Source organism: Streptomyces sp. NPDC057137 (assembly GCF_042670825.1).
In the GTDB taxonomy this organism is placed as follows: Bacteria; Actinomycetota; Actinomycetes; order Streptomycetales; family Streptomycetaceae; genus Streptomyces.
The window spans coordinates 1-1,529 of record NZ_JBHUUW010000140.1 but is presented as its reverse complement, the minus strand read 5'-3'; the positions used below and the strand labels follow the sequence as shown (position 1 = coordinate 1,529).

Sequence of the window (1,529 nt, the reverse complement as noted above, 5' to 3'; positions counted from 1 at the left end):
TGATATCCAGTTCACTCGTCCTCTACTCGAAGGGCGAGGTTGACCTCGAGGTCTGCGCGAACCAGGCGAATACCACACCAACCAAAAAGCTCTCCGGGTTCAGTGCCTCCCCACCCTTCGATTTCATGGAGGTTCTCTCGTGTCCAGCGCTTGGCGGAATGATCGTCTCTACATACGCCTCCACCAATTTCCAGAAACGAACTTGCAAGCCGCTCACCTGCCATCTTGATAACTGCCTTTACAGCGTCCTGCCCCGCTTCTTCGAGGCGGTAATCAGGGCTGGTCCAGAACTCATTGATTTCCCTGGCGCGCTCTGGTGTGAGCAGATCGTGATTAACCTCCAAAACGATCTCCCATTCTCTCCAGGTGTCTTTCAGCTTGTAGGTTTTGAGATTGCTCATAAAACACCTTCCAGAGGAGTGATTCGCCATTTGCTGTGCAGACGCCCAGTAGGCGTACATGGCAGGCGTTCGATGCCAAAGGGCCGACCATAGAAAAGCTTTTCAGCTAGCCGCTTCACTGGGTAGACATAATCATGGGTGCAAGACACGCGCTTGCCGCGCACGGTGCTAGTCGCGTAGCCATCTCCGTTCATGCGAACTGAAACTTCGACCGGTACCAATGGATGGATCGAGTGCACCGGGTACTTCACGCTGCCTGTACGCCCCTCCCAAAGGTATTCGACCACCCCACCAACTTTCAGGGCTGCGCGGTTGACAACCTTCAATCCACCCCACACATCGGTCTGATACGGCCAGCTTTCAGTGACGATGCCAGCCTCGTCGACAGTCCACACGAGGAAGTCCTGGTGGTGGTCCTGGAACTCAATCAGTGTCTTGCTCATGTCGGTTGCCCCAGCCATTGAAGCTTCAACGCTTCCAGTTTTTCAGCAACGCCATCGACTTGGTCTGGATCGCCGTGAATCACAGCAATGACAAAGCTTTGGCCCGATTCCAGCTCCAGGTGCACAACATCGAAAGTGTCCTTACTGCTCTTTTCAGCATCTTCAAGCAGATCGAACAGGCTTGTTTTGGGCCACTGCATGGACGTAAGAATGCCCATATCACACCCCCGCCAAGGTCAGGTTGATAGGCAAATACTGGTCAGTGCTGCCTTGGCGCTTGTAGACCCTGATGTACACGGCGGTCCCGTTGACCTGGATGGAGTCTTTCAATGCTTTCATGGCCATTTTCCAATCAGGATCGTCGATTTCAACGCGCAACAGACTGAGCACGTCTTTCACCATCAACTGCCCCTGTCGGTTGGCCCTGAAGGCACGGTCGACCAGCACACGCAGGTGGCTGTTCGCTCCCTCGGACCAAGCATTGATGCACTGGTTGATCAACTCCCTTGCGGCTTGGATCTCTTCAGTGAAGACAACTCGATCCGCGTAGGCCCGCTCGATCTTGAACTCGCCATCGTACGTGGTGATGGAGACATTGCCCTTTTGACCGCCAAGCGTTACGCCATAGCGTTCAGCGGACACAGCAACCAGGTCTGCAACATCAGCCAGGGCCTTTTTCTTGAAG

The 1,529-nt window shown here is 54.3% G+C and carries 4 protein-coding genes; all 4 read right to left on the bottom strand.

The genetic code is table 11. The features are described from left to right. Nucleotides 1-11 precede the first annotated feature (11 nt). Nucleotides 12-401, bottom strand: coding sequence for a DUF2528 family protein (locus ACFT9I_RS40180; protein WP_382572851.1), 390 nt, complete (start codon nucleotides 399-401; stop codon nucleotides 12-14). Next, on the bottom strand, nucleotides 398-844 hold the full coding sequence (locus ACFT9I_RS40175) for a hypothetical protein (protein WP_382572849.1): 447 nt from the start codon (nucleotides 842-844) through the stop codon (nucleotides 398-400). The genes ACFT9I_RS40180 and ACFT9I_RS40175 overlap by 4 nt, the downstream gene beginning before the upstream one ends. Beyond that, nucleotides 841-1,044 (bottom strand): hypothetical protein, encoded by a 204-nt coding sequence (locus ACFT9I_RS40170; RefSeq protein WP_382572846.1) that lies wholly within the window; start codon nucleotides 1,042-1,044, stop codon nucleotides 841-843. The genes ACFT9I_RS40175 and ACFT9I_RS40170 overlap by 4 nt, the downstream gene beginning before the upstream one ends. Nucleotides 1,045-1,063: 19 nt before the next feature. Further along, nucleotides 1,064-1,529: DUF3164 family protein (locus ACFT9I_RS40165; protein WP_382572845.1), on the bottom strand; the 466-nt coding region annotated here is incomplete at its 5' end.